Origin of the sequence: Nigerium massiliense (assembly GCF_000826085.1) — a bacterium.
GTDB classification, from domain to species: Bacteria; Actinomycetota; Actinomycetes; order Propionibacteriales; family Propionibacteriaceae; genus Propioniciclava; species Propioniciclava massiliense.
The window spans coordinates 239,030-259,367 of the sequence record NZ_CCYM01000001.1 but is presented as its reverse complement, the minus strand read 5'-3'; the positions used below and the strand labels follow the sequence as shown (position 1 = coordinate 259,367).

The window sequence follows — 20,338 nt, the reverse complement described above, 5'->3', positions numbered from 1 at the left end:
GCATGGGCCAGAAGATCAACCCCAACGGCTTCCGCCTGGGAGTCACCACCGACCACGTCACCCGCTGGTACTCGGACAAGAACTACTCCGAGCTGGTCTCGGAGGACGTCAAGATCCGGGACTGGATCACGAAGAACCTCGAGCGCGCCGGCGTGAGCAGCGTCGAGATCGAGCGCCGCAGCGAGCGCGTCACGATCTTCCTGTACGCCGCTCGTCCGGGCATCGTCATCGGCCGTAACGGCGCCGAGGCGGAGCGCGTCCGGGGCCAGCTCGAGAAGCTGACCGGCAAGCAGGTGCAGCTGAACATCCTCGAGGTCAAGAACCCCGAGACCGATGCGCAGCTCGTCGCCCAGGGCGTCGCCGAGCAGCTGAGCGCCCGCGTGGCGTTCCGCCGGGCGATGCGCAAGGCGCAGCAGAGCGCGATGCGCTCGGGCGCCCTCGGCATCCGGATCCAGTGCTCCGGCCGTCTCGGCGGCGCTGAGATGAGCCGCTCGGAGTTCTACCGCGAGGGTCGCGTCCCGCTGCACACGCTGCGCGCGGACATCGACTTCGGGTTCTACGAGGCCCGCACGACCTTCGGCCGTATCGGCGTCAAGGTCTGGATCTACAAGGGCGACGTCTCCGGCACTCGCGCCGAGCGCGCGGCTCAGAAGGCCGCCCGCCAGGCTGCCGGCGGCCAGCGCCGTCCTTCCCGTGGCCGTCGTGACGGACGCGGTGATCGTCCCGAGCGCGGCGGACGCCGTCGCGCTGAAGCCGCCGCCGAGGCCCCCGCGGCCGCGCCGGCTACCGAGAACGCAGGAGCCTGAGCATGCTGATTCCTCGTCGCGTCAAGCACCGCAAGCAGCACCACCCGAAGCGCACCGGGATGGCCAAGGGCGGCACGAAGCTCGCCTTCGGCGATTACGGCATCCAAGCGCTCGAGGGCGGGTACCTGACCAACCGTCAGATCGAGAGTGCCCGTATCGCCATGACCCGCCACATCAAGCGTGGCGGCAAGGTGTGGATCAATGTCTACCCGGATCGTCCGATGACGAAGCACCCCGCCGAGTCCCGCATGGGTTCCGGTAAGGGTTCGCCCGAGTGGTGGATCGCCAACATCCGTCCCGGCCGGGTCATGTTCGAGCTGTCCGGTGTTACCGAGGACGTGGCCCGCGAGGCCATGCGCCTCGCCATCCACAAGCTGCCGATGAAGGCTCGCTTCATCAAGCGGGAAGCAGGTGAGATCTGATGGCCAAGTCCGTCGCCGCCGATCTTCGTGGTCTCAGCCGCGAAGAGCTGAACAACAGGGTCCGTGAGCTGAAGGAGGAGCTGTTCTCCCTCCGCTTCCAGGCCGCCACCGGCCAGCTGCAGTCGAACGGCCGCCTGCGCGAGGTCCGCAAGGACATCGCCCGGGTCTACACCGTGCTGCAGGAGCGCAACCTCGGCATCGTTCCCGATCCCGACGAAGACAAGTGAGACTGATTCATGACTGAAACGCAGAACGAGCGCACCACCGCGCGCAAGGTTCGTGAGGGCGTCGTCGTGAGCGACAAGATGGACAAGACGATCGTCGTGTCCGTCGAGGAGCGGGTGAAGCACCCCCTGTACGGCAAGGTCATGAAGAAGACCGAGCGCCTGAAGGCTCACGACGAGCAGAACACCGCCGGCATCGGCGACCGGGTTCGCATCATGGAGACCCGGCCGCTGTCCGCCACCAAGCGGTGGCGCCTCCTCGAGATCCTCGAGCGCGCCAAGTAACACGTTGGTCGTCGTGGACGAGCTGGATCCGGCTTGGAAACCCGCCCAGTGGACACCCACGACGATCTCGCCGCCGACGGCGGTGAACAACACAGTGGTTCCGCCAGGCCCGCGGCTGCGGGAACCAGCGAAACGCAAGGAGAGAAAATGATCCAGCAGGAGTCGCGACTCAAGGTCGCCGACAACACCGGTGCCAAGGAGCTCTTGTGCATCCGCGTGCTCGGCGGCTCGAAGCGTCGCTACGCCGGACTCGGCGATCGCATCGTGGCCACGGTCAAGGACGCGATCCCCGGCGGCAACGTGAAGAAGGGCGAGGTCGTCAAGGCCGTCATCGTCCGCACCGTCAAGGAGACCCGTCGTCCCGACGGCTCCTACATCAAGTTCGACGAGAACGCGGCCGTCATCCTCAAGAACGACGGCGAGCCCCGCGGCACCCGCATCTTCGGCCCCGTCGGCCGTGAGCTGCGTGACCGCCGCTTCATGCGCATCATCTCGCTGGCTCCGGAGGTGATCTGACATGGCACATTCGCTGCACGTCAAGAAGGGTGACCGCGTCAAGGTCATCGCGGGCGACGACAAGGGCAAGATCGGCGAGATCATCTCCGTCGACCCGCGCGCCCAGAAGGTCGTTGTCGAGGGCGTCAACCTGGTGAAGAAGCACCGCGCCGCGAACCCGCAGGCCGGGCAGAGCGCCGGCAGCATCGTCACCACCGAGGCTCCCATCCACGTCTCCAACGTCCAGCTGGTCGTGGGGTCGGGTGCGGACGCCGAACTCACCCGAGTCGGCTACGAGCGTCGCGAGGTCACCAAGCGCCGCGCCGACGGCTCCGAGTACTCGGGCGAGCGCAGCTACCGCATCGCCCGCAAGACCGGGAAGGAGATCTGAGCATGACCGACACCGCAACGACTGCCGAGACGGCTCAGGCGCCCGTGCGTGAGCTTCCGCGGCTCAAGCAGAAGTACCGCGACGAGATCCGTGGTGCGCTGAACGACGAGTTCAAGTACGCCAACGTCATGCAGGTCCCCGGCCTGGTGAAGGTCGTGGTGAACATGGGCGTCGGCGAGGCGGCCCGCGACAGCAAGGTCATCGACGGCGCTGTGCGCGACCTGACCGCGATCACCGGCCAGAAGCCGCAGGTGACCAAGGCCCGCAAGTCCATCGCGCAGTTCAAGCTGCGTGAGGGGATGCCGATCGGCTGCCACGTGACCCTGCGCGGGGACCGGATGTGGGAGTTCACCGACCGGCTGCTGTCCCTGGCGCTGCCGCGTATCCGTGACTTCCGTGGTCTGTCCGCCCGTCAGTTCGACGGTCAGGGCAACTACACCTTCGGTCTGAACGAGCAGGTCATGTTCCACGAGATCGATCAGGACAAGATCGATCGCGTGCGCGGCATGGACATCACGTTCGTGACCTCGGCGACCACCGACGAGGAGGGCCGCGCGCTGCTGAAGGCGCTCGGGTTCCCGTTCAAGGCCCCCGAGAACGACCCGAAGAAGCCGACTCAGCGTAAGCGGGCCTTCACCGGCTCGAAGAGCCAGATCAAGAAGTCCCTGAGGAAGTGAGCTGAACCATGGCGAAGACTGCTTTGAAGGTGAAGGCGGCGCGCAAGCCGAAGTTCGCCGTCCGCGGCTACACCCGCTGCAACCGCTGCGGGCGCCCGAAGTCGGTGTACCGCAAGTTCGGCCTGTGCCGGATCTGCCTGCGCGAGCTCGCTCACGCCGGCCAACTGCCGGGCGTCACCAAGTCGTCCTGGTGACCCAGCGCCCCGGCGCTGCGGCCACTCGGCCTGCGGACGCGGCGACGCGTCGCGTCCGCACCTGAAGTTCAAACCCGCCGGAGTTCGTCCGGCACGAAACGGGGTAGGTCACGGTCGCGGTGGATACCACCGCGGGCGTGAAACCGCCGCGAGAAAGAGGCCCAACAAGCCATGACAATGACCGATCCGATCGCAGACATGCTGACGCGTCTGCGGAACGCGAACCAGGCCTACCACGACGAGACGACCATGCCGTCCTCGAAGATCAAGGTCGGCATCGCCGAGATCCTGCGCGAGCAGGGCTACATCGCCGACTACAAGGTGAACGATCCCGCCGAGGGCCAGGTCGGCAAGACGCTGACCCTGACCCTGAAGTACGGCAGCGACCGCGAGCGCGCGCTCGCCGGCGTCCGTCGTATCTCGAAGCCGGGCCTGCGCGTCTACGCGAAGTCCAACGCCCTGCCGAAGGTCCTCGGTGGCCTGGGCATCGCGATCATCTCCACGTCCCAGGGTCTGCTGACCGATCGGGACGCCAACACCCGCAGCGTGGGCGGCGAAGTGCTCGCCTACGTGTGGTGAACCGGAAGGAGCTGAACAACTAATGAGCCGAATTGGCAAGCTTCCGATCACCGTTCCGAGCGGTGTCGAGGTGAAGCTGGACGGTCAGCACGTCGCGGTGAAGGGCCCCAAGGGTGAGCTTTCGCTGACGGTCGCTGATCCGATCCGCATCAACAAGAACGACGAGGGCCTCATCGAGGTCACCCGTCCCGATGACGAGCGCGAGTCGCGCTCGCTGCACGGCCTGACCCGCACGCTGGTCAACAACATGGTCATCGGCGTCACCGAGGGCTTCAGCAAGCAGCTGGAGATCGTCGGCGTCGGCTACCGTGTGCTGTCCCGCGGGCCCCAGCAGCTGGAGTTCCAGCTGGGCTTCAGCCACCCGGTGATCGTGGACGCCCCCCAGGGTGTGACCTTCTCCGTCGAGAAGCCCACGTCCTTCACCGTGTCGGGCATCGATAAGCAGGTTGTTGGCGAGGTTGCTGCCAACATCCGCAAGCTCCGCCGCCCCGAGCCCTACAAGGGCAAGGGCGTGCGTTACGCAGGCGAGCGCGTTCGCCGCAAGGTTGGAAAGGCGGGTAAGTGATCATGGCGATCTCTTTGTCGAACAACAGGGGCACGGCCTCGCGCACCAAGGCGCGGCTGCGGCGGCAGGTGCGTGGCCGCAAGCACGTCTTCGGCTCGCCGGAGCGTCCGCGTCTCGTGGTCACCCGTTCCTCGCGGCACGTGTTCGCTCAGGTCATCGACGACGTCGCGGGTGTCACCCTCGCGTCCGCGTCGACCATGGAGCCCGAGCTGCGTGAGACCGAAGGCGACAAGACGGCCAAGGCCAAGAAGGTCGGCGCCCTGCTGGCCGACCGCGCCAAGGCGGCCGGCGTCGAGCAGGTCGTCTTCGACCGCGCCGGCAACAAGTACCACGGGCGGATCGCGGCGCTGGCGGACGGCGCCCGCGAGGCCGGTCTCGGACTGTAGATCGAAAGCGGAAAGGTAAGAAATGGCGAACGAAAACGCGAACCAGCAGCGCCGCGGTGGCGGCGCCGGTGGTGGCGAGCGTCGCGGCCGCGAAGATCGTCGTGGCCGGGACAACGACCGGGACAAGAACCAGTACCTCGAACGCGTCGTGGCGATCAACCGCGTCGCGAAGGTCGTCCAGGGTGGCCGCCGCTTCAGCTTCACCGCGCTCGTCGTGGTGGGTGACGGCAACGGCACCGTCGGCGTCGGCTACGGCAAGGCCAAGGAGGTGCCCGCGGCGATCGCCAAGGGCGTCGAGGAGGCCAAGAAGCACTTCTTCCGGGTTCCCCGGATCCTCGGCACCATCCCGCACCCCGTGCAGGGTGAGAAGGCCGCGGGTGTCGTGCTCCTGCGCCCGGCGTCCCCCGGTACCGGCGTGATCGCCGGCGGGTCGGCCCGTGCGGTGCTCGAGTGTGCCGGCATCTCGGACGTTCTGGCGAAGTCGCTGGGTTCCAGCAACGCCATCAACGTCGTGCACGCCACCGTCGAGGCGCTCCAGAAGCTCGAGGAGCCCGAGCAGATCGCCAAGCGTCGCGGGAAGACCGTCGAGGACGTCACCCCCGCCGCGATCCTGCGGGCGCGGAAGGAGGGCGCTGCCTGATGGCTACGCTGAAGGTGACCCAGATCAAGAGCGCGAACGGCGCTCGCAAGAACCAACGCGAGACCCTGCGTACGCTCGGTCTCAAGCGCATCGGTGACGTCGTGGAGAAGGATGACCAGCCGCAGTTCCGCGGCATGGTCAACACCGTCTCTCACCTCGTCTCCGTCGAGGAGGTCGACTGACATGGCGATCAAGCTTCATGACCTTCGTCCCGCTCCCGGGGCGAAGACCGACAAGACCCGCGTGGGTCGCGGCGAGGCGTCTAAGGGTAAGACGGCCGGTCGTGGCACCAAGGGCACCGGCGCGCGCAAGAACGTCGGACCCAACTTCGAGGGTGGTCAGATGCCGCTGCACATGCGTCTGCCCAAGCTGCGGGGCTTCCGCAACCCCTTCAAGGTCGAGTACCAGGTGATCAACGTCGGCAAGCTGGGCGAGTCCTTCGCCGCCGGCGACGAGGTCACCGCCGAGGCGCTCGTGGAGAAGGGTTTGGTCCGCAAGGGCCAGCCGGTCAAGGTGCTCGGCAACGGCGAGCTCTCGGTCGCGCTGACCGTGACCGCCGACGCCTACACCGCGTCGGCCAAGAGCAAGATCGAGGCGGCGGGCGGCAAGGCCAACGAGGCCTGATCCGTTCCCTCCTCTCAAGGCCGGGCGATCCCTTCGGGGTCGCCCGGCTTTGTCGTGCGCTAGCTTCGGGGGTATGTGCGGACGTTTCGCGGCATCGGCCAGCACCGACACCTACGTGGAGCTCTTCGGCGTCGACGAGGTGGTGGACGAGCCCACGCCCACGTTCAACGCCGCCCCCACCGATCCCGTCGCAGCGGTCGTCGACCGCGTCGACAAGGAGTCGGGCGAGGTCGTCCGCAAGTTGGTGACGCCGCGGTGGGGGTTGGTGCCGTCGTGGTCGAAGGATCCGTCCGGGGGAGCGCGCCTCATCAACGCCCGTTTCGAGACCGTGACGAAGAAGCCGTCCTTCCGCAAGGCGATGGCGGCTCGGCGCTGCCTGATCCCCGCCGACGGCTTCTACGAGTGGTACGCCGGCAGCCGCACCAACGCCAAGGGCAAGCCGATCAAGCAGCCCTACTTCATCCACGACGCCCACGGCGGGCCACTGGTGATGGCCGGGCTCTACGAGTTCTGGAAGAACCCCGAGCTGGAGGGGCCCGAATCGTGGCTGACGACGTGCACGATCATCACCACCGCGGCCACCGACGCGATCGGACGCCTCCACGACCGGATGCCGATGACGGTGCGGGCGGCCGACTGGGACGCCTGGCTCGACCCGGCGCTCGACGACGGCGCGCGGGCCAAGGGGCTGCTCGGCGTGGCCGAGCCGGCGGATCTGGCGGCGTATCCGGTGACGACGCGCGTCAACGCCGTCCGTAACGACGGTCCCGAACTGCTCGACCGCGATCCGGACGCCGACAAGGCGGGACAGGTTACTGAATAGTCACGCCCTCTTGGTAGAGTCGGCGAGGTTGAGCGCAATGCCCAGCTGTCCCAGCTCTCCACCATGGAAATGAGAACGGATGCTTTCCGCTTTCGCTAACGCCTTCCGGACACCGGATCTGCGAAAGAAGATCTTCTTCACCCTGTTCATCCTCGCGGTGTTCCGGTTGGGGTCGGTGATCCCGTCCCCGAACGTCAACCTCGAGAACGTGAACCAGTGCCGCGTCCAGGCGACGACCGGTGCGAACGCGGGTCTGTACTCGATGATCAACCTGTTCTCGGGCGGTGCCCTGTTGCAGTTGGCGATCTTCGCGCTGGGCATCATGCCCTACATCACGTCGAGCATCATCCTGCAGCTGCTGACGGTCGTGATCCCGCGGTTGGAGAAGCTGAAGAAGGAGGGGGCGTCCGGGCAGAACACCATCACCCAGTACACCCGGTACCTGACCATCGTTCTGGCGGTGCTGCAGGCGACGGCGTTCGTGACGCTGGCCGTGAACGGGCAGCTGTTCCAGGGCTGCGCGCTGCCGGTGGTCTACGACTCGTCGTTGTTCCCGCTGATCGTGATGGTGCTCACGATGACGGCCGGCACCGGCCTCATCATGTGGATGGGCGAGCTCGTCACCGAGCGCGGCGTCGGCAACGGCATGTCGGTGATGATCTTCACGCAGGTCGCCGCGCAGTTCCCGACCCAGCTGTGGGGCATCGCGCTGCACAAGGGCACCCAACCCGACAACCCGACGATGCCGAACGGCGCGGGCTGGGTGGCGTTCATCGGGGTCCTGGGGGTCGGCCTGCTGGTGATGGCGGGCGTCATCTTCGTCGAGCAGGCACAGCGCCGTATCCCCGTCCAGTACGCCAAGCGCATGGTGGGTCGGCGCCTCGTCGGCGGGACCACGACGTACATCCCCCTCAAGGTGAACCAGGCGGGCGTGATCCCGGTCATCTTCGCGTCCTCGATGCTGTACCTGCCGATGCTGTTCTCCCAGTTCAACCCGGACAACCCGGTGTCGAGTTGGATCGCGGGCAACATGGCCAGCAGCGCGTCGCCTTGGTACAACGTCGTCTTCTTCGTCCTGATCGTTTTGTTCACGTACTTCTACGTGTCCATCACCTTCGATCCCGTCGAGGTCGCCGACAACATGAAGAAGTACGGCGGTTTCATCCCCGGCATCCGCGCCGGACGCGCGACGCAGAAGTACCTGTCCTACGTGCTTTCCCGGTTGACGGCCCCCGGTTCGCTCTATCTTGGGTTCATCTCGCTGTTGCCGGCGCTGGCATTCGTCGTCCTCGGCGAGCAGGCTGCGCAACGATTCCCCTTCGGCGGCACGTCGATCCTCATCATCGTGGGTGTGGGGCTCGACACCGTGAAGCGGATCGAAAGCCAGCTCCAGCAACGAAGCTACGAAGGATTCCTTAAATGAGGATGCTCATCATGGGTCCGCCTGGTGCAGGCAAGGGGACCCAAGCCGGCAGCGTCGCCGCGCACTACCACGTCCCGACCATCTCCAGCGGGGAGATCTTCCGCGACAACATCAAGCGCGGGACCCCGCTCGGCCGCAAGGTCGACGAGCTCATCGCCGCGGGCGACTTCGTCCCCGATGTGCTTACGACGTCCCTGGTCTTCTCCCGGCTGCTGTGGCCCGACTGCGACGACGGGTGGCTGCTCGACGGCTACCCCCGCACCGCGGCACAGGTCGAAGCGCTCGACATCGTGCTGAGGGAGCGCGGCGTCGCGATCGACGCGGTCATCTGCCTCATCGCCGACAGCGACGAGCTCGTCAAGCGCATGCTGCTGCGCGCCGAGATCGAGGGACGCAAGGACGACAACGCCGAGACGATTCGGCACCGCATCGACGTCTATCACGAAGAGACCGCCGAGTTGATCGACCTGTACCGCGAGCGCGGCCTCTTGGTCGAGGTGGACGCGATGGGCGACGTCGACGAGGTGCGCGACCGGGTGATCGAAGGGCTCGAGAGGAAGTTGGGCCGGTGATCGGTCGCCGGCGGGGCGTCGAGCTCAAGACGGCCGACCAGATGCGGCAGATGCGCCGGGCCGGGCTCGTGGTGGCCCAGGCGCACGCCGAGCTCGCCGAGGCCGCGGCTCCGGGCGTCACCACGGGGGAGTTGGACCAACTGGCTCGGGAGGTGCTCGCGCGCAACGGCGCGTCCTCGTCGTTCCTGGGATATGGGGCCGGCTTCGGGCTCCCGCCCTACCCCGCGGTGGCGTGCATCTCGGTGAACGAGGAGATCGTCCATGGCATCCCGGGCGAGCGGGTGCTGGCCGACGGAGACCTCGTGTCGTTCGACTTCGGCGCCATCATCGGCGGCTGGCACGGCGACGGTGCGGTGACCTTCCCCGCGGGGGAGTGGACGCCGGAACGACGCCGGCTCAGCGACGTCACCCGGGACGCCCTGTGGGCCGGCATCGGTGCCGCCCGGCTCGGCGGCCGCGTGTCGGATATCTCGCACGCGGTGGAGGAGTTCATCGAGTCGTGCGACGACCACGAGTTCGGCATCGTCGAGGAGTACACCGGCCACGGCATCGGCTCCGCGATGCACCAGCCCCCGGACGTCCCCAACTACGGACGCCCCGGGCGCGGCCCGAAGATCGTCGAGGGCCTCTGCCTGGCCGTGGAGCCCATGATCACGTGGGGCTCCGCCGAGACCGCCACGCTGGATGATGAGTGGACCGTGGTGACCCGTGACAGCTCCGACGCCGCCCACTGGGAACACACGATCACGGTCACCAAGCGGGGACTGTGGGTGTTGACAGCTCTGGACGGCGGCGAGGAAGCCCTCGGACGCCTGGGGCTTCCGTTCGGTCCGCTGGCCGACTGAGTCCGCAGGCGCGTCTTCCTGTTGAGCCTGGCGCCGTCAGCGCTGATCGAGCCCCAAGGGGGTGAGCGAGGAACGTGCCGTGCTCCCATGATCCCGTGGCGCGTCTGACGTCCCAGGTTCTGCTGAGTGGCCCGCCAGCACACCGCAGGCGACCACCCCTTCTCGCTCAGCCGAGGCTCGACCGTGGGTTATCCACAGATCTGGGTCGCATCTAGCAATCGGTCAGACGTTCGATTATTCTGGAGTCATGAACGAGATGGTGCTCACCGATCAGGCGGCTGCGGCCGAGGCGTTGTTGCACGCCGATCGGGCCGAGCGTGCCGCCACGATCGGCAAAGCGCTCGCGATCCTCGCGCTGTGCGACCAGGCCCGGGTCAACGAGGACGCATTGGCCGTCGGCGCCGAGCGTTGGTTGCAGGTCGGCGCCGACGGGACGCCCACGGTGGCTGAGTTCGTGGCCGGGGAGATCGCGGCGTTGATCGGCGTGAGCGTGGGCGCGGTGTTCGCGCGGATGGCCACGCTGTTGAACCTGCGGCACCGTCATCCGACGCTGTTCGAGCTGGTCACCGACGGCACGATCGCGTTGTGGGAGGCGTGTCGGGTGGCTGATGAGGCCTCGCTGGCGGGTCTGGATGCGGCCGCCTGCCGCCAGCTGGATCGGCATTGTGCGGTGGCGCTGGCGCATCAGTCGTGGCAGCGAGTCCGTCCACAGATCGCGGGGTGGATCATCCGGGCGGATCCGCGGGCGGCGGCGGAGCGTGCCGAGCGTGCGGCGGCGAGCCGGTACGTCAGCGTCGATCAGATTCGCGATGGGCATTGTGACGTGTGGGGCCGGTTGGACGCCCGCGACGGCTTGGATCTCGATCAGGCGCTCGACCATGTGGGCGGCGTGGTCGCGACGGAGGCTCCGGTGGCGGTTCGTCGCGCGATCGCGCTGGGAGCGTTAGCCCGTTACGCGCTGGGGCAGGAGTCGCTGCCCCCCGCTCCGTGCGCAGGCGAGGCCGGCGCGCCGGGGGCGACTGATGCCGGCGTGCGGCCGTCCTCCCTTGACGGTCTAGCCGCCGGTCCGCTCCATCCTCGGGTGGGGCGGTCCGCGGAGTTGATCGTGCGGCTCGACGGTGAAGCGCTGCGTGATCCGGCCCGCGGGGTAGCGGCCATCGAACGGTGGGGCAGCCTGCTGGCCGGCCAGCTACCGGAGCTGTTGCGCGGTGCGAAGGTCACCGTCAGACCCGTCGTCGTCGCGGACGCCATGACCGGCGTCGACGGCTACGTCCCGCCGGCGACGATGCGCCTGGCGGTGCAGGAGCGCAACCCGGTTGATGTCTTCCCGTTCGGCAGGACGGCTTCCCGCCGCTGTGACCTCGATCACACGGTCGCCTATGACCCGTCGGCGCCGCCGGGGAGCCGTCAGACGAGGCCGGGGAACCTGGCGCCGTTGTCGCGGTTCGCGCATCGCTTGAAGACGCACGGTGGCTGGCGCATGTCGCAGCCCGAGCCGGGGGTGGTCGAGTGGGCATCCCCGCTCGGGTACCGGTATCGGTGCACCGCCACCGGGAGCGTGCTGATCGGGCAGCCCCCGCCGAGGACCTATCAGTGGTGGCATCGCGAGCCCCCGGACGATGGTGTATCGGAACCGGAAGCGTGTGAGGGGAACGAAGGGCCTGACCGGCTCGACGGGCTGCCTCGACGAGCGGATCCTCGACGGGCGACCGCTGAAACACCTCCGTTCGCGGCCGAGTTGCTCCAGTCGTCGGCCGCGGCGGCCTGACTCAGGGAGTCGCCCAGCGGTTCCCTGTGCCATCACCGAACACCCCGCCTTGGCGGGGCGTTCGGCATGCCCGCCTTCGGGTGGATGGCCCGCGCTAGTTGTGCTTGGGAGCGGTGCATGCCTGCCTTGGGCAGGATGGCCCGCGGGTGGTGTCAACGACACCCCAAGAATGAAGCAGAAATCGACGTCCGAAAGTTGAGCACCCGCGAGGCACGGGCAGCGGCCAAGTACTACGTCCGTTCAGTGCGTCAGCCGTGGGCCGGCGTGGCCTGCCAACAGCCGCCATGCCCCCTGCGTGTGGACCCAGGTCATGGTGATCAGCAGCCGGAACTCTTCGCCCGTGTCGAGGGCGTCAACGACTGTGCCCGTCACGATGGCCGTGTCATCGACGACCCGGACGTCAGGGTCTTCAAGCGCTGGGCAGCGAAGCTTACGGCGGTCGTGTTGCGGCTGACGTACTCATCACGGTCGAGCACGAGGCCGGCATGACTAGTCCACACGCAGCAGGGATGCATAAGCCTCGACAAGGCGGTCGGATCTTGGCGTTCCAATGCGCGGGCCCGAAGTGAAACGGCTCTCAGCACCTCGTCGGTGGAGTTCACGCCTGCACGCTACCAGTGTGCTGATCGGACAGGTCGCGGCAGATCCGGACGTTCCTCCCCCTCTCACGCGACGGCTTAGTCCTGGTGGCTATCGTCCATTGTGTGGTCCCAGAGCCTGAGTCGTTGCCCATGCCGCCATCGGTCCCGACCGGCATGCGGCTGGGGCTTCGCGGGCCAGAGTGCGGCCTGGCGCCGAGGAGCTAGCCCGGGAGTGGATGCAGATGCTCAACCGACGCCAGGCTGAGTGCGTTGCCACTATGCCTGCTGAGCGCTCGGCGTTCGAGGCCTGGTTCCTCCACGCCGAGAGCGATGGTGTCACCTGGATCTACTTGCTCTGCCGCTTCGGCTGTTAGGACGGCTTGGTCCATGCGACGGTGTGCCGAAAGCCGAGGTGGCGCCGCAGTGAGGCTCCTGGCATCACAGTGGCCAACCCTGCCTGGATCTCCTGGATCGTTCGTGTCGGCTCGACGACCGGGAACGGAGCCAGGTCGGGGGGCTGATCCGCCACCCACGGATGGCGAATGAACCCGATCACCGGGTTGGTCAGGATGGACGCCGCGTCCCGCGCGTGGTCGGTGATCGAGGCCGGTCGGGCGAGGCCCACGCAGAGGAACCGGCCCCCCGGGCGGAGGGCGTCGCGGACCGTCGACAGCGCGGGGACCAAGTCCATGTGGTGCAGTGCGGCGATCATCGTGATGAGGTCGGCGCTGCCGGGTTCGGGGCCAGACCCGCTAACGGTCACGTTGGTCAGCCCGGCGCAGCGGCTCGACGCGGCCTGTCGCATGGCGGCGTCGATGTCGATCCCGCGTACATGGTCGAAGTAGGGCGCCAACGCCGCTAGGAGGTCTCCGCGTCCGCACCCGATGTCGACTGCGTCGTGACGTTGCGCAGGTAGCCGGGTGAGGATCCAGGAGTGGAATGCGTCGTTGTGGCTCCACGGGTGGCGTGCGTTGAACTCCTCAAGCGCGCGTGCCGAAGCCCCGCCCCACCGCGTGTCTGCAAGGTCGCGAATCCCCACGACCCCAATCTCACATGCCGCCGGGCCTCATCAAAGGACCATCCCGACCGAGGCGCCCAGCGGCATGACCGAATGCTTTGCCCAACAACTGCCTCTGTCGACGGTTACAGCGGGAGGGGGAGAACCACTTGGTGAGCTTCACGACTTTCAAGAGATGGCGGCTGCTTCCCTCAACCTCGGTGGAACAGGTCGCTGAACTGGTCCGCAGGGAGATCGCGCCTCATTACGCGACCTGAATGACCGCGTCGAACTCGGACTCGATCGCGTGGTCGATCGAACGGTGAGCCCATCGCGGTCATCACGACTCAGCGGTGGCAGGATCGCGCCAGCTTCGACGCAGCCTTCGCCTCCGATCGCTTCGCCGCATGGTGGGCGCGTTATCAGCCCACCCTGGAGCGATGGGGATCCCTCGTCGCGTTCGACGATGAATGGGAAACTGAGACCGTCCTCTAGCGCGTCGCTGGGCGGCAGAGGCGGACGTCTCAGTGATCTTCGAGAGCACGCCAGTTGCGGAGCCCGGCACCGGCAAACCCCGTGAAGCCCAGGTGCTCGTAGTAGGGCACCAACTCGGGGTCGCAGCAGGTCGATTGCATACATGTCCTGCAATTCGGCGACAAGGCGAGTCACGAGCTCGCGTCCGATCCCGCGCCCTTGATAATCGGGGTGGACCTCGAGCCACGGGATGAACGCATTGAGGACACCGTCGCTGATGGCGTTGATGTAACCGACCACGCGTTGGTCCTCGATGGCCCAGACGCGGCGGAAGCTGCCCTCCATGACGCGGATCAGCGTGGCGGGCGACGGCGGTGCGGGCCAGCCCACGAAGAGGCCACGAATCATGTCCTCAGTGACGGCGCTGGGCTCGGTTCGGTAATCAACCACGCAGCAAGGGTGCCACTCACGCCTGCCGAGGCACGCGGCATGACATGACGTGCCGCCGATCGCCGACGTGGGTGCCGGGCACTCGTCCGCAGGTGGACAGGATGTGCCACATGCCGGCGAGGATGTCGCCGGCCGTGCGGGAGCAGATCATGATTGCGGCGGTCCAGCGGGACTAGGCGCCGGTCATAACCAGGACCCGCAGGATGCGGTCCTGCCCGTCTCCGACAGGTGGCGTGCGCTGGGGCGCAGTGGCATGCCGGCCATCGGGAGGGTGGCCCGCGTTTGGTGTGCGCTGGGGAGCGGTGACATCGCTGCGTTCGGGGCGACGAGTTCGCACGAAGAGCATGCATCCGGAGCGAGGGGTGGTGAGAGCGTCACCCGCGCAGGCGGGGTGCGGGCGGACGGCGCCTCTTGAGCGAAGCTGGCCGAGATGCGTGACCCGCACTGGCCGGGTGCATGCTGCTCCTGCCAAGGGCGGCCACGGGGTGCAGAGCCCCGCATGGTTGAGCTGACCGGATCAACGCGGCGGGGGCTCCCGAGATGACTCGGGAGCCCCCGTCCGGGGAGGTTGGGTGCCTGGGGCGGGGCAGTCCCCGTTCAGGGAGGTTCGGTGCCCGTGGCAGCGCAGTCCCTGTTCAGCGGGGAACAGTCCCTGTCCAGCGAGCAGTGGTCAGCGCCGGTGGGAGGCGAGGGTGATCGCGACCCGGTCCTCGACCGGTCGCGGCGAGGTGCGGCTGTACGTGCTCAGCATCGAGAAGATGTACTGACGGCCGTCGGCCCCCTGGGCGTAGCCGCTGAGCGCGGTGACGCCCGTGAGCGACCCGGTCTTGGCGGACACCTTGTTGGCGGCGGCCGTGCCGACCATCCGCGTGCGCAGCGTACCGCCGGTCATCCGGTCGGGGTTCCCGGCGAGGGGGAGAGCCGAGCGATACGTCGAGGACCACGGCTGGGTTTGCGCGTAGCGGAGCACCCGGGTGAGGGCGCGCGGGGTCATCCGGTTCGCTCGGGAAAGGCCGGAACCGTCCTGGATGACGACCCCGCTGAGCGGAGCCTTGGCCGCGGTGAGCGTGGACCGGAGGTATGCGGCGCCCTTGGCGGTCGTGCCAGCGCCGCCGGACCGCGCGCCCATGGTCTTGATGAGGTGCTCGCCGATCGCGTTGTTCGACAGCTTGAGGAACGACCGGGTGACCGTCGACAGGGCCGGCGAGTAGTCGGTGGCCACGATGACCCGTGAGGTGCTGGGCGTCGTCCCGCTGACGGTCCCCCCGGCGACGGAGATGCCGGCCCGCGCCAGCTCGGCGCGGAACACGTGCGCGGCCAGCAGGTCCGGTCGGTTGACCGTCACCCACTTCTTCGCGCCGGTGGTCGCCGTGCGGGCGATCGTGCCCGTGACGGTGATGGTGTTCGTCCCGGCGGCGCGTGACGCCTTGATGGACGTGGCCGACCCTTGCTTCACTTTGTTCACCAGGCGCACGTAGCCCGTCGCGGTCGAGGGGGACACCGTGAGCTTCGTCCCGGACCCGTTGCGGTAGGTGTTGACGATGATCGTCCCGGCGTCGAAGTCGGCGTTGGGCGCCATGGTCAGCCCCGAGATCTGGGGCGCGTAGTACTCCGACGCGTCGTCCGACGACCAACCCGGGTTGTAGCGCACCGAGTCGAAGAACGACGCGTCCGCCACGAGGTTGCCGGTGAAGCGCGTCACGCCTCGTCCGCGCAGGTTCTGGGCGAGGGCGCGCAGGTCCGTGTCGAGCACGGTCGGGTCGCCGTACCCCTTCAGGTAGACGCTGGACGGCACGGATCCGTCGGCACGTTTGCCCGCGCGGGCGATCGCCTCGGTCTTGAAGGTGTAGGACGCGCCAAGCGTCCGCAGCGACGCGGCGGAGGTGACCAGCTTCATGTTCGAGGCGGGCATGAGCGAAAGCGCGCTGTTGCGGATGTGCAGATCACTTCCGGACGCGGCGTCGACGACGAGCGTCCCGTTGCGGGACGCCGTGACGCGCGGATCGCGCAACACGGAGGCGAGTTTGGCCGAGAGCGCGGCGTCGGCGGCGTGGGCTTGCGTCGGGACGGCCGTCAGGACGGCGAGCGCCGCGATGGGGACGACGGCGAGACGGCGAGCGGGGACGTGCATGGGGGATTACCTTCCGGGGGAGAAGCGGGACGGAGCGGCTCGGGGAAGAAGCGAGGCGCTGAGCACGCGAGGGCAACCGTAAGCGACGCATGTCGCAAAAGCTAGAGGGTTCCTCAGGTCCGTCTCAGCCGTGGACTGAACAAGTGGTGGTCCCTGTGAAGATCCTGGGCCACCCTGCGGTGTTGGATGAGGTATGGCCACCGACCTTGAGATCGCTCAGCAGTCCACCCTCAAGCCCATCGAGGACGTCGCCGCCACCATCGGCTTGGCCGCAGACTCCCTGGAGCCCCGCGGACGCCACCTCGCCAAGGTCGGCCTGGTCGACGCGCGCCCTGCCCCCGGAGCCAAGTACGTCGTCGTCACCGCCGTCACCCCGACGCCGCTGGGCGAGGGCAAGACCACCACCGTCATCGGCCTGGCAGACGGCCTGGCCCGCCAGGGACGCCGCGCGGTCTGCACGCTGCGCCAGCCGTCCCTCGGCCCCGTCTTCGGCATCAAGGGCGGCGCGGCCGGCGGGGGCTACGCGCAGGTGCTGCCGATGGAGTCGATGAACCTGCACCTGACCGGCGACTTCCACGCGGTGACGTCCGCGCACAACCTGCTGGCCGCGATGACCGACAACCACCTCTACCAGGGCAACGCCCTCGACCTCGCGCCGCACTCGATCAGCTGGGGGCGCGTCCTCGACATGAACGACCGCGCGCTGCGCCACCTGGTGCTGGGCCTGGGCTCGCGGCTCGACGGCGTCCCGCGCGAGAGCCGCTTCGACATCACCGCGGCGAGCGAGGTGATGACGGTGCTGGGCCTCGCGACGTCCGTTCGCGACCTGCGCCGCCGCCTCGGCCGCATCGTCGTGGGCTTCACCAAGACCGGCGAGCCCGTCACGGCCGACGACCTCAAGGCGGCGGGCGCGATGGCCGTCCTGCTGCTGGACGCATTGCGCCCGAGCCTGCTGCAGACGATCGAGGGCACCCCCGCCTTCGTCCACACGGGCCCGTTCGGCAACATCGCCACCGGCAACTCCTCGATCGTGGCCGACGACGTCGCCCTGTCTCACGCCGATGTGGTGGTCACCGAAGCAGGCTTCGGCGCCGACCTGGGGCTCGAGCGGTTCGTCAACGTCAAGTGCCGCACCTCGGGGCGTCAGGCGGACGCCGCGGTCGTCGTCGTCACGGTGCGCGCCCTGAAGGCCCATTCGGGCCGGTACCGCATCGTGGCGGGCAAGCCGCTGCCTCCCGAACTCCTCGAGGAGAACCCCGGCGATGTCGCCGAGGGCCTGGCGAACCTTGCTCACCACCTCGACATCGTCGAGGGCTTCGGCCTGACGCCCGTCGTCGCGATCAACGCCTTCCCCCAGGACCACTCCAGCGAGCACGCCGTGATCGCGGAGTTCGCCGCCTCCCGCGGCGTCCGGTGCGCGGTCACCGAGCACGTCGCCCGGGGCGGCGCCGGCGCCGCCCAGCTGGCCGACGAGGTCTGGGCGGCCTGCCAGGAGAAGTCCGCGCTGCGGTTCACCTACGCGGGCGGCGCGACGCTGACCGAGAAGATCGAGGCGCTCGCCACCCGCGTCTACGGCGCCGGCGACGTCGCGATCGAGCCGGCCGCGGCCCGCGAGCTCGACCGGCTGCAGGCGCTGGGCTACGGATCGCTCCCGGTCCTGGTGGCGAAGACGCACCTGTCCACGTCCGCCGACCCCAAGCTGCGCGGTGCCCCGACGGGCTGGACGCTCCCGGTCCGCGAGGTCCGCCTCGCCGCCGGCGCCGGGTACGTCTACTGCCTCACCGGCGACATCCAGACGATGCCGGGCCTCGGCGTCCACCCGGCGGCGGAGCGCATCGACATCGACGAGCAGGGCAGGGTCGTCGGGCTCTCCTGAGCGCGCAACGCGCGGCGGATTTCCCCGAACCCGACGGGCGCGGTGGGGTTTTTGATAGGAAAGACCCCATGATTGAGGCGACCGTGCCCTGGTGGGGGATCCTGCCCTTCGTGGCGATGCTCGCGTGCATCGCCATTCTCCCGCTGGTGCCGTCGCTGGAACACCACTGGGAACGCAATTCGGTCAAGCTCGTGGTGGCGCTCGTGCTGGGCGTGCCGGTCGCGATCTGGATGTGGAGCATGTTCGGCCCCACGCCTGTCACGCATGCCCTGTGGGAGTACGTCCAGTTCATCTCGCTTCTGCTCGCGCTGTTCGTCGTCAGCGGCGGCATCTTCCTGTCCGGCGACATCGAGGCGACCCCGCGCAACAACGTCACCCTCCTGTCCATCGGTGGGGCTGCGGCGTCCTTCATCGGGACGACCGGGGCGGCCATGCTGCTGATCCGGCCGCTTCTGCGGACCAACTCCGAGCGCAAGTTCCGAGCGCACACGGTGGTGTTCTTCATCTTCATCGTCGCCAACTGCGGGGGCCTGCTGACCCCGTTGGGCGACCCGCCGCTGTTCCTGGGCTTCCTGCGCGGCGTCCCGTTCACCTGGACGTTGTCGCTGTTCCCCGAGTGGCTCTTCGTCAACGCGTTGCTGCTGCTCACCTACTACGCCCTCGACTGCCGCCGCCACGCCCAGGAGTCCCCCGAAGCGATCGCCTTGGACGACTCGAACGTGGAGCCGCTGCGCGTGCACGGCAAGCTGAATTTCCTGTTCATCGCGGTGATCATCGTGGCCGTGGCGGCCCTCCCGTCGATCGACCTGGAGGCCATCGAGCACGGCACCGCGTCCTGGGTGGGCCTGGTGCCGTGGCGCGAGCTGGCGATGTGGGCGGCCGCCGCCGGATCGCTGGCCTTCGGCGACAAGGACGCCCGCTACCGCGGCAACGGCTTCGAGTGGGCGCCGATCCTCGAGGTGGCCGCGCTGTTCATCGGCATCTTCTTGACGATGATCCCCGCGCTGCGCTTCCTGGAGCGCATCGCCCCGTCGCTGCCGCTGAACGAGGTCACGTTCAACCTGTTCACCGGCGCGCTGTCGTCCCTCCTGGACAACGCCCCGACCTACGTGACGTTCTTCGAGATGGCCCGGGCGCTGGGCGCCGACATCCCGGGGCACATGCTGGTGGCGGGCGTGCCCGAGTACTACCTGGCCGCCATCAGTACGGGCGCTGTGTTCTGGGGAGCGGTGACCTACATCGGCAACGGGCCGAACTTCATGGTCAAGGCCGTCGCGGAGAACGACGGCGTGGACATGCCGTCCTTCGGCGGCTACATCGTCCGCTCCTTCACCTACCTCGTGCCGACGCTACTGGCCCAGATGTGCCTGTTCATCGCGGAGTCGCCGGTGCTCAAGGCGATCGGCGTGGCCATCACGCTCTTCCTGGTCGTGCGGGCCGTGCTGATGATCCGCTCCGCTCGCGGCCAACGCCCGGCGGCGACGACGAAGCCCTGACAAGCGGGGTCGGACCTGCCACGATGAGCACATGATCCGCACGCGACGCGTCAGGCCCGAGGACGCCGACGCGCTCGCCGCCCTCGTCCAGCGCAACCGGGAGTTCCTCAAGCCGTGGGAACCGCAGCGCGACGAGGCGCACTACACGGTCGCCGGGCAGCGGGCGGGCATCGACGCGGCGCTCGAGCAGTACGAGCGCGGGCTGATGGTTCCCCAGGTCATCCTGGACGACGTCGACATCGTCGGACGGGTGTTCCTCACCGGGATCGCCTACGGGGCGGCGCGCAGTTGCGACATCACCTACTGGGTCTCGGGGGAGGCCAACGGACGCGGCATCGCCACCGACGCCGTGGGACAGCTGCGCCAGTACGCGTTCGACGTCATGGGCCTGCACCGGGTGCAGGCGGCGTCCCTGGTGCACAACGTCGCGTCCCAGAAGGTGCTGGAGCGCAACGGGTTCCGGCGCTTCGGCCTGGCGCCGAGCTACCTGCACATCGCCGGGCGCTGGCAGGATCACGTCCTGTTCCAGGCGCTGGCACCCTAGTGCAGCGATTTCGCAGGTTACACCCAGGTGACAGGCGTGAACGGACGACGGTGTTACCAATAGGGTGGCG

Annotated in this window: 27 protein-coding genes and 1 pseudogene; 23 read left to right on the top strand and 5 right to left on the bottom strand. The window is 68.1% G+C overall.

What is annotated here, in order from left to right; translation table 11 throughout:
* The first annotated feature begins 2 nt into the window (after positions 1-2).
* From rpsC to BN1187_RS01225, 19 genes are all read left to right on the top strand, one after another.
* Positions 3-806: a 30S ribosomal protein S3 gene (gene rpsC, locus BN1187_RS01315; RefSeq protein ID WP_040157858.1), complete on the top strand. Its 804-nt coding sequence runs from the start codon at positions 3-5 to the stop codon at positions 804-806.
* 2 nt (positions 807-808) lie between these two features.
* Positions 809-1,228 (top strand): 50S ribosomal protein L16, encoded by a 420-nt coding sequence (rplP, locus tag BN1187_RS01310; protein ID WP_040157854.1) that lies wholly within the window; start codon positions 809-811, stop codon positions 1,226-1,228.
* Positions 1,228-1,455, top strand: coding sequence for a 50S ribosomal protein L29 (gene rpmC, locus BN1187_RS01305; protein WP_040157851.1), 228 nt, complete (start codon positions 1,228-1,230; stop codon positions 1,453-1,455). The genes rplP and rpmC overlap by 1 nt, the downstream gene beginning before the upstream one ends.
* A 9-nt stretch (positions 1,456-1,464) precedes the next feature.
* Entirely contained in the window at positions 1,465-1,737 is a 273-nt protein-coding gene (gene rpsQ, locus BN1187_RS01300; RefSeq protein WP_040157849.1) for a 30S ribosomal protein S17, read from the top strand.
* A gap of 147 nt (positions 1,738-1,884) precedes the next feature.
* Positions 1,885-2,253, top strand: a complete 369-nt coding sequence (gene rplN, locus BN1187_RS01295) for a 50S ribosomal protein L14 (protein WP_040157847.1) — start codon at positions 1,885-1,887, stop codon at positions 2,251-2,253.
* A 1-nt stretch (position 2,254) separates the two neighbouring features.
* A complete protein-coding gene (gene rplX / locus BN1187_RS01290) occupies positions 2,255-2,623 on the top strand; it encodes a 50S ribosomal protein L24 (RefSeq protein ID WP_040157845.1) in 369 nt (122 codons plus the stop codon).
* 2 nt (positions 2,624-2,625) lie between these two features.
* The gene (gene rplE / locus BN1187_RS01285; protein WP_052462140.1) at positions 2,626-3,300 is read left to right on the top strand and encodes a 50S ribosomal protein L5; all 675 of its coding nucleotides are present in this window, start codon (positions 2,626-2,628) and stop codon (positions 3,298-3,300) included.
* 8 nt (positions 3,301-3,308) lie between these two features.
* Positions 3,309-3,494, top strand: coding sequence for a type Z 30S ribosomal protein S14 (locus tag BN1187_RS01280; RefSeq protein WP_040157843.1), 186 nt, complete (start codon positions 3,309-3,311; stop codon positions 3,492-3,494).
* 171 nt (positions 3,495-3,665) lie between these two features.
* Positions 3,666-4,073: a 30S ribosomal protein S8 gene (gene rpsH / locus BN1187_RS01275; protein ID WP_040157840.1), complete on the top strand. Its 408-nt coding sequence runs from the start codon at positions 3,666-3,668 to the stop codon at positions 4,071-4,073.
* A gap of 22 nt (positions 4,074-4,095) precedes the next feature.
* Complete coding sequence (rplF, locus tag BN1187_RS01270) at positions 4,096-4,638, top strand: 50S ribosomal protein L6 (RefSeq protein WP_040157837.1); 543 nt, start codon at positions 4,096-4,098, stop codon at positions 4,636-4,638.
* A gap of 2 nt (positions 4,639-4,640) precedes the next feature.
* Positions 4,641-5,024: a 50S ribosomal protein L18 gene (gene rplR, locus BN1187_RS01265; protein WP_040158099.1), complete on the top strand. Its 384-nt coding sequence runs from the start codon at positions 4,641-4,643 to the stop codon at positions 5,022-5,024.
* Positions 5,025-5,046: 22 nt separating this feature from the next.
* Positions 5,047-5,664 carry a 30S ribosomal protein S5 gene (rpsE, locus tag BN1187_RS01260; RefSeq protein ID WP_040157835.1) on the top strand — a complete coding sequence of 206 codons (618 nt, stop codon included), beginning with the start codon at positions 5,047-5,049 and terminating at the stop codon, positions 5,662-5,664.
* On the top strand, positions 5,664-5,846 hold the full coding sequence (gene rpmD, locus BN1187_RS01255; RefSeq protein ID WP_040157831.1) for a 50S ribosomal protein L30: 183 nt from the start codon (positions 5,664-5,666) through the stop codon (positions 5,844-5,846). The genes rpsE and rpmD overlap by 1 nt, the downstream gene beginning before the upstream one ends.
* Before the next feature lies 1 nt (position 5,847).
* Positions 5,848-6,288, top strand: coding sequence for a 50S ribosomal protein L15 (gene rplO, locus BN1187_RS01250; protein WP_040157829.1), 441 nt, complete (start codon positions 5,848-5,850; stop codon positions 6,286-6,288).
* Positions 6,289-6,361: 73 nt separating this feature from the next.
* Complete coding sequence (locus BN1187_RS01245) at positions 6,362-7,111, top strand: SOS response-associated peptidase (RefSeq protein WP_040157826.1); 750 nt, start codon at positions 6,362-6,364, stop codon at positions 7,109-7,111.
* A gap of 79 nt (positions 7,112-7,190) precedes the next feature.
* Positions 7,191-8,534 carry a preprotein translocase subunit SecY gene (gene secY, locus BN1187_RS01240; RefSeq protein WP_040157824.1) on the top strand — a complete coding sequence of 448 codons (1,344 nt, stop codon included), beginning with the start codon at positions 7,191-7,193 and terminating at the stop codon, positions 8,532-8,534.
* The gene (locus BN1187_RS01235; protein ID WP_040157822.1) at positions 8,531-9,106 is read left to right on the top strand and encodes an adenylate kinase; all 576 of its coding nucleotides are present in this window, start codon (positions 8,531-8,533) and stop codon (positions 9,104-9,106) included. The genes secY and BN1187_RS01235 overlap by 4 nt, the downstream gene beginning before the upstream one ends.
* Positions 9,103-9,951: a type I methionyl aminopeptidase gene (gene map / locus BN1187_RS01230; RefSeq protein ID WP_040157819.1), complete on the top strand. Its 849-nt coding sequence runs from the start codon at positions 9,103-9,105 to the stop codon at positions 9,949-9,951. Before BN1187_RS01235 ends, map begins: the two co-directional genes overlap by 4 nt.
* A gap of 247 nt (positions 9,952-10,198) precedes the next feature.
* Positions 10,199-11,719 (top strand): hypothetical protein, encoded by a 1,521-nt coding sequence (locus tag BN1187_RS01225; protein ID WP_040157815.1) that lies wholly within the window; start codon positions 10,199-10,201, stop codon positions 11,717-11,719.
* Positions 11,720-11,959: 240 nt separating this feature from the next.
* Here the strand turns inward: BN1187_RS01225 and BN1187_RS15165 are convergent.
* Positions 11,960-12,124, bottom strand: a pseudogene (locus BN1187_RS15165) (hypothetical protein); the annotation flags it as partial.
* A 376-nt stretch (positions 12,125-12,500) separates the two neighbouring features.
* Between BN1187_RS15165 and BN1187_RS15160 the strand changes: the two are divergent.
* A complete protein-coding gene (locus tag BN1187_RS15160; RefSeq protein ID WP_222704554.1) occupies positions 12,501-12,674 on the top strand; it encodes a DUF6176 family protein in 174 nt (57 codons plus the stop codon).
* Here the strand turns inward: BN1187_RS15160 and BN1187_RS01220 are convergent.
* The 4 genes from BN1187_RS01220 to dacB form a co-directional block, all read right to left on the bottom strand.
* Positions 12,671-13,339: a class I SAM-dependent methyltransferase gene (locus BN1187_RS01220; RefSeq protein ID WP_235750536.1), complete on the bottom strand. Its 669-nt coding sequence runs from the start codon at positions 13,337-13,339 to the stop codon at positions 12,671-12,673. The genes BN1187_RS15160 and BN1187_RS01220 overlap by 4 nt on opposite strands.
* Before the next feature lie 147 nt (positions 13,340-13,486).
* A complete protein-coding gene (locus BN1187_RS15155) occupies positions 13,487-14,179 on the bottom strand; it encodes a GNAT family N-acetyltransferase (RefSeq protein WP_390620198.1) in 693 nt (230 codons plus the stop codon).
* Positions 14,180-14,237: 58 nt separating this feature from the next.
* Positions 14,238-14,372 carry a hypothetical protein gene (locus tag BN1187_RS14965; protein ID WP_261795212.1) on the bottom strand — a complete coding sequence of 45 codons (135 nt, stop codon included), beginning with the start codon at positions 14,370-14,372 and terminating at the stop codon, positions 14,238-14,240.
* Positions 14,373-14,891: 519 nt separating this feature from the next.
* On the bottom strand, positions 14,892-16,352 hold the full coding sequence (dacB, locus tag BN1187_RS01210) for a D-alanyl-D-alanine carboxypeptidase/D-alanyl-D-alanine endopeptidase (protein ID WP_052462139.1): 1,461 nt from the start codon (positions 16,350-16,352) through the stop codon (positions 14,892-14,894).
* 193 nt (positions 16,353-16,545) lie between these two features.
* Here dacB and BN1187_RS01205 point away from each other — a divergent pair, with 193 nt between their 5' ends.
* The 3 genes from BN1187_RS01205 (at position 16,546) to BN1187_RS01195 (ending at position 20,268) form a co-directional block, all read left to right on the top strand.
* Positions 16,546-18,228, top strand: coding sequence for a formate--tetrahydrofolate ligase (locus BN1187_RS01205; RefSeq protein ID WP_040157812.1), 1,683 nt, complete (start codon positions 16,546-16,548; stop codon positions 18,226-18,228).
* A gap of 68 nt (positions 18,229-18,296) precedes the next feature.
* A complete protein-coding gene (locus BN1187_RS01200) occupies positions 18,297-19,724 on the top strand; it encodes a sodium:proton antiporter (protein WP_040157809.1) in 1,428 nt (475 codons plus the stop codon).
* Positions 19,725-19,755: 31 nt separating this feature from the next.
* Positions 19,756-20,268 (top strand): GNAT family N-acetyltransferase, encoded by a 513-nt coding sequence (locus BN1187_RS01195; RefSeq protein ID WP_040157805.1) that lies wholly within the window; start codon positions 19,756-19,758, stop codon positions 20,266-20,268.
* Positions 20,269-20,338 lie beyond the last annotated feature (70 nt).

Excerpts from the sequence above, each read along its gene's own strand:
- rplP (WP_040157854.1), top strand. The coding sequence starts at position 809 with ATGCTGATTCCTCGTCGCGTCAAGCACCGCAAGCAGCACCACCCGAAG.
- rplF (WP_040157837.1), top strand. The coding sequence starts at position 4,096 with ATGAGCCGAATTGGCAAGCTTCCGATCACCGTTCCGAGCGGTGTCGAG.
- rpsQ (WP_040157849.1), top strand. The coding sequence starts at position 1,465 with ATGACTGAAACGCAGAACGAGCGCACCACCGCGCGCAAGGTTCGTGAG.
- rpsH (WP_040157840.1), top strand. The coding sequence starts at position 3,666 with ATGACAATGACCGATCCGATCGCAGACATGCTGACGCGTCTGCGGAAC.
- BN1187_RS01225 (WP_040157815.1), top strand. The coding sequence starts at position 10,199 with ATGAACGAGATGGTGCTCACCGATCAGGCGGCTGCGGCCGAGGCGTTG.
- rplN (WP_040157847.1), top strand. The coding sequence starts at position 1,885 with ATGATCCAGCAGGAGTCGCGACTCAAGGTCGCCGACAACACCGGTGCC.
- rpsE (WP_040157835.1), top strand. The coding sequence starts at position 5,047 with ATGGCGAACGAAAACGCGAACCAGCAGCGCCGCGGTGGCGGCGCCGGT.
- BN1187_RS01205 (WP_040157812.1), top strand. The coding sequence starts at position 16,546 with ATGGCCACCGACCTTGAGATCGCTCAGCAGTCCACCCTCAAGCCCATC.
- BN1187_RS01245 (WP_040157826.1), top strand. The coding sequence starts at position 6,362 with ATGTGCGGACGTTTCGCGGCATCGGCCAGCACCGACACCTACGTGGAG.
- rplO (WP_040157829.1), top strand. The coding sequence starts at position 5,848 with ATGGCGATCAAGCTTCATGACCTTCGTCCCGCTCCCGGGGCGAAGACC.
- BN1187_RS01235 (WP_040157822.1), top strand. The coding sequence starts at position 8,531 with ATGAGGATGCTCATCATGGGTCCGCCTGGTGCAGGCAAGGGGACCCAA.
- dacB (WP_052462139.1), bottom strand. The coding sequence starts at position 16,352 with ATGCACGTCCCCGCTCGCCGTCTCGCCGTCGTCCCCATCGCGGCGCTC.
- rplR (WP_040158099.1), top strand. The coding sequence starts at position 4,641 with ATGGCGATCTCTTTGTCGAACAACAGGGGCACGGCCTCGCGCACCAAG.
- rplE (WP_052462140.1), top strand. The coding sequence starts at position 2,626 with ATGACCGACACCGCAACGACTGCCGAGACGGCTCAGGCGCCCGTGCGT.
- BN1187_RS01200 (WP_040157809.1), top strand. The coding sequence starts at position 18,297 with ATGATTGAGGCGACCGTGCCCTGGTGGGGGATCCTGCCCTTCGTGGCG.
- BN1187_RS01195 (WP_040157805.1), top strand. The coding sequence starts at position 19,756 with ATGATCCGCACGCGACGCGTCAGGCCCGAGGACGCCGACGCGCTCGCC.
- secY (WP_040157824.1), top strand. The coding sequence starts at position 7,191 with ATGCTTTCCGCTTTCGCTAACGCCTTCCGGACACCGGATCTGCGAAAG.
- BN1187_RS15155 (WP_390620198.1), bottom strand. The coding sequence starts at position 14,179 with ATGATTCGTGGCCTCTTCGTGGGCTGGCCCGCACCGCCGTCGCCCGCC.
- BN1187_RS01280 (WP_040157843.1), top strand. The coding sequence starts at position 3,309 with ATGGCGAAGACTGCTTTGAAGGTGAAGGCGGCGCGCAAGCCGAAGTTC.
- rpsC (WP_040157858.1), top strand. The coding sequence starts at position 3 with ATGGGCCAGAAGATCAACCCCAACGGCTTCCGCCTGGGAGTCACCACC.
- rplX (WP_040157845.1), top strand. The coding sequence starts at position 2,255 with ATGGCACATTCGCTGCACGTCAAGAAGGGTGACCGCGTCAAGGTCATC.
- BN1187_RS14965 (WP_261795212.1), bottom strand. The coding sequence starts at position 14,372 with ATGATCTGCTCCCGCACGGCCGGCGACATCCTCGCCGGCATGTGGCAC.
- rpmD (WP_040157831.1), top strand. The coding sequence starts at position 5,664 with ATGGCTACGCTGAAGGTGACCCAGATCAAGAGCGCGAACGGCGCTCGC.
- rpmC (WP_040157851.1), top strand. The coding sequence starts at position 1,228 with ATGGCCAAGTCCGTCGCCGCCGATCTTCGTGGTCTCAGCCGCGAAGAG.